Raw genomic sequence first — 6,235 nt, 5'->3', positions numbered from 1 at the left:
TCCCGAACAGGACCGTGAAACGATTACGCGCCAATGATAGTGCTGCAACCAGTGTGAAAGTAGGTTATCGTCAGGCTTTTATTCTGCAGACCCCCGCTCATTTAATTGAGTGGGGGTTTTGCTTTTGGAAAAACGGAAAATACAAACTAAAAACAAGATCAAAATCAAGGTCAAGACCTCTCAACACAGAGGCACCGAGACACAGAGTCGCACTGAGAAAGACAAGAAAAACAAAAGAGCAGCAAAAACATGAGATATCTCTGTTTTTACTCTGTGGCTTTGGCTTTTTATTTTAATCCTGGACATGGCTCTTTAAGGAGCTAGCCTTCAATTCACCAAAGTAGGGTGCGCCATGCGCACCGTTGTTTCATCGACCAGGCGCGATCTTGCTCACCATACGGCGCATCAAGCAACGGCGCTGGGCTCCAGCCTGCGCTGGAGCGACGGTTGTGGGGCTCATTCTCTTGCAACCAGGGCGGCTGGCTACCAGCATTGACAGTACGATCAGTGAAGTTGCGTTCAAATCTTTGCGTCCGTATGCGTGCGTATTTCAACCTGAAACTTTCACAAAGTGTTGAGATAGTTCAAGTTTTTACAATCGGATGCGTCTGTTTCAATCTGAAAACTTAACATCGTCGCTCCTGCGCAGGCTGGAGGCTACCGGCTGGCGCTCCAGTGACGTTCGTGGATTATCAGAGCCTCTGGTCTTGGGCCGTAAAACTTCCTCACTGCCCAGCCATTTCCAAGTTTCTATACAATGGCATATCCCTTTTTATTCAGAGATAAACTTATGACGCAGTTGATTTATGTGGCCGACCCCATGTGTTCCTGGTGTTATGGTTTTGGGCCGGAATTGTTGGCTTTATTGGATACATTACCTGGTTCCAAGCTGGATGTGATCATGGGTGGTTTGCGTGCCTATAACAAGCAAGTGCTGGATGAGGCAACACGCACCACTATCCTCGGGCACTGGCAGCATGTGGCCGAGCGTACTGGTTTGCCTTTCGACAGTGCAGCGCTGTCGCAGCCAGGTTTTATCTATGATACCGAGCCTGCTTGCCGTGCCGTGGTAACGGCGCGCACATTGACGGATGATGATACTGGCCGTGCGGCGCTGGCGGTATTTCATGCGATACAGCATGGATTTTATGCAGAGGGCAAAGATGTACGTGACACTGCGGTCTTGTCAGAACTGGCGGTTGCAGCCATGAACAAGGTCGAAGGTGAAGACAGTTTTGATGTGCACAGCTTTGCCGAGACCCTGGTCTCAGCCATGACCATGTCAGATACCAGGGAGCATTTTGAGCAAGCACAGCAATGGGGCATACGCGGTTTTCCGGCACTCTTGCTGGTGCATAAAGAAGCTTTGCATATGCTGGCTTCCGGCTTTACCACACGTGATGATTTGATCGCCACTTTACAACAGGTACAACAAGCATGAGTATTTCAACGAACAGCCCGCGTTTGCAGATTGCCCCGAATGGCCCTGAGTTTTCCCGTATCGTGCTGGGTTTGTGGCGGCTAGGTAGCTGGCAAATGACGACGCAGCAGAGAGTGACATTTCTGGAGCAGGCGCTGGCTCTGGGTGTTACCACCATAGACCAGGCTGACATCTATGGCGATTACCAGAGTGAAAGCCTGCTCGGTGAAGCCATCGCGCTGGCACCGCATTTGCGCGATCAATTCCAGTTCGTTAGCAAATGCGGCATCAAGCTGGTGTCTGACCAGCGGCCTGCGCATGGCATGCAGCATTACGATACCAGCGCCGCGCACATCATCGCCTCAGCTGAGCAATCCTTGCGCGCAATGCAGATAGAACAGCTGGATTTACTGCTGATACACAGACCAGATCCTCTCATGGATGCGGATGAAATCGCGGACGCTTTCAGGCAATTGCAAGAGAGTGGCAAGGTCCGGCATTTTGGTGTGTCCAATTTCACCAATAGTCAGTTTGAATTGCTGGCAGCGCGTTTCCCGCTGGTGACCAATCAAGTGGAATTATCGCTCTTGCATATGCAGCCGTTGCATGATGGCACGCTGGACCTGTGCCAGCGCCTGCGGATTGCGCCCATGATCTGGTCAGCCCTGGGTGGTGGCAGCTTGTTCCGCCCACTCCATGAGCAGGATGAGCGTAGTCAGCGTGTCAGCGCAGCGTTGGCCCGCATCGCCAATGAGCTCGATACCAGCCCAGGCAGCATCGCACTTGCGTGGATTTTACAACATCCATCCAGGCCACTGGTATTAACCGGTTCCGGGCGTATTGCCGCAATACAGGAGGCTGTCAAAGCCACCACAATCACTCTCAGTCGTGAACAATGGTTTGCTCTATGGTGCGCATCCGCTGGCAAGAATGTCGATTAACAGGCTATTATTCAAAGCAGTAACTGGCGGAATAGTAGCGATCTTGCTCTGTTTGCAGTATGGCAAGACCAGAAATACGGGATAGAGTCACAATATTGCTATAGGTAAATGCAATTTTGTGGCTTTTTGCCAGTAGCAGCGTATTTTCTGTTTGCAGTCATAAATGTTGGTATAGTATTACTGATCTGGCCGCTCAACGGAGCCTGGCCTGTTTCGTGATGTGATTGCAGAAGGACAGGATTTGTGACTGTTTTTCAATTCATTCGCAGTAACTACATGGCAAACTCATCGCCACTGGGTGAAACCCACCAGTGGCGTGAGCAAGTGTTGTCGGCCATCCTGTTTTTTGTCCTGGCACTGGGTGGGGCGACCGCCATACCCAGTATCGTGCTGGCCATCAGTGAAAATCTGTGGTCAGTGGTGGTGGTCGATGTGTTCGCCCTGGCCTGGGTGGCCACCATCTGGCGCTTGCCATTTCTGAGTTATCAGCAGCGCGCCTGGAATTTCTTGCTGTTCCTGTATTTGCTGGGCATCTGGTTTCTCATCAAAGTGGGTTTGACTGGCCTGATTTATTTACTGGCCTTTCCCGTGCTGACTTCTTTGCTGCTGGATATGCGCTTATCCCTGCAAGCACTGGTGCTGGCTTCAGTCAGTTTGCTGGTGGTAGGTTATGTCGCCGATGCGAATTTGCATGTCTACGGTTTTGATTCCCACCCTGTCATGCAACTGGTGGTAGTCACCATCAATTTCGCTTTTATTGCGACTGTCATGTCCATTTCATGTGGCGTGCTCTTACAAAGGCTGGACAGTTCACTCGAACACCAGCGCGTCATCACCGCCTCGCTGCAGCAAGGGCAATCTTCCTTGAAAACCACGAATGAAGAATTGCGCCTCATCGTCGCTGCTGTGGCGCGCCTGAACGACATCGTCATGATCATCAAGGCCGATGTCGAAAGCGCAAGCAAGCGTCGCCTGAAGATTGTCTTTGTCAATGATGCTTTCGTGCGCCAGACCGGTTTCCAGAGTGAAGCCGTGATAGACAAGTCACCGGTATTTTTGCAAGGTCCACGTACCCAGGTTGATGAACTTGAGAGACTCAATCAAGCCCTGATCAACTGCGAATCCGTGCACATAGAATTGATTTGCTATACCCATGATGGCAGCGAATTCTGGATGGAGGCCGATGTCGTACCACTGGCAGATGAACAGGGCATCTTCAGTCATTGGGTAGCTACCGGGCGCGATATCAGTGACCGTAAAAAAGCCCAGGAACATATACACAGGCTGGCTTATTTTGATGTGCTGACGGGCTTGCCTAACCGCCGCCTGTTGCTGGATCGCATGAGTATTTTGCTGGCGACTGCTAGACGCAGCAATATGATTAGTGCAGTGCTGTTCATCGACCTGGATCACTTCAAATACATCAATGATGCACGCGGCCATGCCGTTGGCGATGCCTTGCTGAACCTGGTCGCCCACAGGCTGAGCGGCAGCCTGCGTGAGGTGGATACGGTGGCCCATATCGGTGGTGACGAGTTCGTCGTCCTGCTCTGCCATATCTCCAACGACGTGGTGGCGGGTGCCCATGCAGCACAAGCCGTGGCAGAAAAAATCCGTTATTCAATCTCGCAATTTTTTGATATCAATGGCCTGCAATACAGTACCACCTGCAGCATAGGCGTGACCCTGCTGCCACGCGACAACCAGAATTCCCACGACTTGTTGCGCGAGGCAGATACCGCCATGTATCGCGCCAAGAGCAGTGGTCGCAATCAAATCGCCTTCTATGAAACCGGCATGCAAACCGAGGTCGAGCAAAGGCTGACCATGGAGCGGGAGCTGGGCGAAGCCATCTCCGGCGGGCATTTGCATATGTACATACAGGCTCAGGTCGACAGGCTGGGCAAACCGGTAGGCGGTGAAATGCTGATGCGCTGGATACACCCGGAACGTGGCTTCATCTCGCCGGCACTCTTCATCCCCGTCGCAGAAGAATCAGGCATGATACTGCGCCTGGGCGATTGGGTACTGGAACAAGGTTGCCTGGCCCTGTTGCAATTGCAGGCGGCTGGCTGGGACATGCCGCTGTCTGTCAATGTCAGCCCCAAGCAATTCCGCCAGCCTGATTTTGTCAACAAGGTCAGGCGGGTATTGAAATACACAGGCGCACCACCCTCGCGCCTGATTTTTGAGGTCACCGAAGGTTTGCTGATCGAAAACCTGCAAGACACCATCGCCCGCATGCTGGAGCTGACGACCCTGGGCATACGTTTTTCCATCGACGATTTTGGCACGGGTTATTCCAGCCTCGCCTACCTCAAGCGCCTGCCCCTGTATGAACTCAAGATAGACAAGAGTTTTGTGCAAGATACTCCGAATGATGCCAATGGCACGGCCATCGTGCAGTCGATTTTATCGATGGCATCCCATCTGGGATTAAAGGTCGTGGCAGAAGGCGTAGAAACCAGGGAGCAGGCCGAATTCCTGATCGCCAATGGCTGCGCTTCCATGCAAGGCTTTTTATTCGCCCGCCCCATGCCCCTGGATAAATGGCTGTTATTGCAGCAGCAGATAGCGCAACCGGGGAAGGAAAGTAGCAGGGTGGTTTAGCGTAAAAATTTCCCGGGTATGTTGTGCTCTGCAGGAGCGGCTTCAGCCGCGAATCTTTGATAAGCTATGGCGGTTCGCCGACAGCACATAGCCTGCACGGTTAAATGTTCGAGGCTAAAGCCGCTCCTACAGAATGTAGTGTCAATGTCGGTAGGGTGCGCTATGCGCACCATTCGCACCCTACAGGAAGTAATTCAGCCCTAAACCTGCTGATAAGTCGCCTGCATCCATTCTATGAACAGCTGCACCTCGGGCCGTATATTCGCTTGCGCCTCATGTACCAGGTAATAGGCATGCGGTGGTGTCGCCAGCTGTGTATCCAGTACCCTGACCACTTCGCCTTTGCTAATCATGTCCTGGGCAAATTGCTGGCGGGTCAGGCCCAGGCCATGGCCATGCTTGACTGCTTCCAGCAACAGACCCAGGTCATCCACCCGTAAGCCGGTAGTCGGTTCTGGCCAGTCCAGTCCCGCCACTTCAAACCAGGGTTGCCAGGGTTCCAGGGCTGAGCGCAAGAGTTTGGCATGGCGCAAATCTGCCGGGCTTAGTATCGGTGGCAGGGTCTTCAGGTAGGCCGGGCTGGCGACCACGAAGCTGGGCTCGATGAACAATTTCCTGGTCACCAGATTGGGGTATTCACCCGCACCAAAACGTATCTCCACATCGCTTTCAGACAAGCTCAGGTCATACAAGGGCACAAACAGATAGACTTCAATTTCTATCTCTGGATGAGCTGACGTAAAGCTGGCCAGGCGCGGCATGAACATATAGCGCGCAAAGGTCGGCGGCACAGTCACCTTGACGCGCAACTGGCTTTGCGTGACCTTGTTAGGTAGCGGAAAATCCGACAAAGTGCGCAAGGCTACCCGCACCACATCCAGATAACGGCGGCCAAATTCAGTCAGCGTGACGCTGCGCCCTTCGCGCACAAAAACGCGTTCACATAAATGCTCTTCCAATAAACGTATGCGATGCGACAGCGCAGAAGGCGTAATACATAACTCCTCCGCCGCCACCGCAAAAGAACTATGCCGCGCCGCAGCCTCAAAAGCCGATAATGCATGTACTGGTGGTAATCGTGTTGCCATACTCTTCCTGATTTGTTTTATGTAGCGTATTCGTAAGCAGTTCAAAAAATCACATGCAACTGGAATCATCATATTGAAGACACAGAGAAACTCTGCATTTCTTTATATGTTTTTCTCTGTGCCACCTCTGTGCCTCTGAGTCTCTGTGGTGAGCGGTTTTGTTTTGAAAAGCCGAA

The 6,235-nt window shown here is 52.3% G+C and carries 6 protein-coding genes; 5 read left to right on the top strand and 1 reads right to left on the bottom strand.

Going from position 1 to position 6,235, the window contains the following annotated elements; translation table 11 throughout:
- The 5 genes from ACO0LF_RS15155 to ACO0LF_RS15135 form a co-directional block, all read left to right on the top strand.
- A partial coding sequence (locus tag ACO0LF_RS15155) for a hypothetical protein (RefSeq protein ID WP_423015309.1) occupies nucleotides 1-296 on the top strand: 296 nt, incomplete at its 5' end.
- Nucleotides 297-352: 56 nt separating this feature from the next.
- Nucleotides 353-496 (top strand): hypothetical protein, encoded by a 144-nt coding sequence (locus ACO0LF_RS15150; RefSeq protein ID WP_423015307.1) that lies wholly within the window; start codon nucleotides 353-355, stop codon nucleotides 494-496.
- Nucleotides 497-790: 294 nt separating this feature from the next.
- Nucleotides 791-1,441 (top strand): DsbA family protein, encoded by a 651-nt coding sequence (locus tag ACO0LF_RS15145; protein ID WP_423015305.1) that lies wholly within the window; start codon nucleotides 791-793, stop codon nucleotides 1,439-1,441.
- Nucleotides 1,438-2,361 carry an aldo/keto reductase gene (locus tag ACO0LF_RS15140; RefSeq protein WP_423015303.1) on the top strand — a complete coding sequence of 308 codons (924 nt, stop codon included), beginning with the start codon at nucleotides 1,438-1,440 and terminating at the stop codon, nucleotides 2,359-2,361. The genes ACO0LF_RS15145 and ACO0LF_RS15140 overlap by 4 nt, the downstream gene beginning before the upstream one ends.
- A 276-nt stretch (nucleotides 2,362-2,637) precedes the next feature.
- Entirely contained in the window at nucleotides 2,638-4,971 is a 2,334-nt protein-coding gene (locus ACO0LF_RS15135; protein WP_423015301.1) for a putative bifunctional diguanylate cyclase/phosphodiesterase, read from the top strand.
- Nucleotides 4,972-5,171: 200 nt separating this feature from the next.
- Here the strand turns inward: ACO0LF_RS15135 and ACO0LF_RS15130 are convergent, their stop codons facing one another.
- Nucleotides 5,172-6,059, bottom strand: coding sequence for a LysR substrate-binding domain-containing protein (locus ACO0LF_RS15130; protein WP_423015299.1), 888 nt, complete (start codon nucleotides 6,057-6,059; stop codon nucleotides 5,172-5,174).
- Nucleotides 6,060-6,235 lie beyond the last annotated feature (176 nt).

The sequence above is a fragment of the Undibacterium sp. Di27W genome (genome assembly GCF_049340345.1).
Classification (GTDB): Bacteria; Pseudomonadota; Gammaproteobacteria; order Burkholderiales; family Burkholderiaceae_D; genus Undibacterium.
Note: the sequence above shows the minus strand (reverse complement) of the source record. Positions and strands in the feature narration are given on the sequence as shown.

Excerpts from the sequence above, each read along its gene's own strand:
- ACO0LF_RS15130 (WP_423015299.1), bottom strand. The coding sequence starts at position 6,059 with ATGGCAACACGATTACCACCAGTACATGCATTATCGGCTTTTGAGGCT.
- ACO0LF_RS15150 (WP_423015307.1), top strand. The coding sequence starts at position 353 with ATGCGCACCGTTGTTTCATCGACCAGGCGCGATCTTGCTCACCATACG.
- ACO0LF_RS15145 (WP_423015305.1), top strand. The coding sequence starts at position 791 with ATGACGCAGTTGATTTATGTGGCCGACCCCATGTGTTCCTGGTGTTAT.
- ACO0LF_RS15140 (WP_423015303.1), top strand. The coding sequence starts at position 1,438 with ATGAGTATTTCAACGAACAGCCCGCGTTTGCAGATTGCCCCGAATGGC.
- ACO0LF_RS15135 (WP_423015301.1), top strand. The coding sequence starts at position 2,638 with ATGGCAAACTCATCGCCACTGGGTGAAACCCACCAGTGGCGTGAGCAA.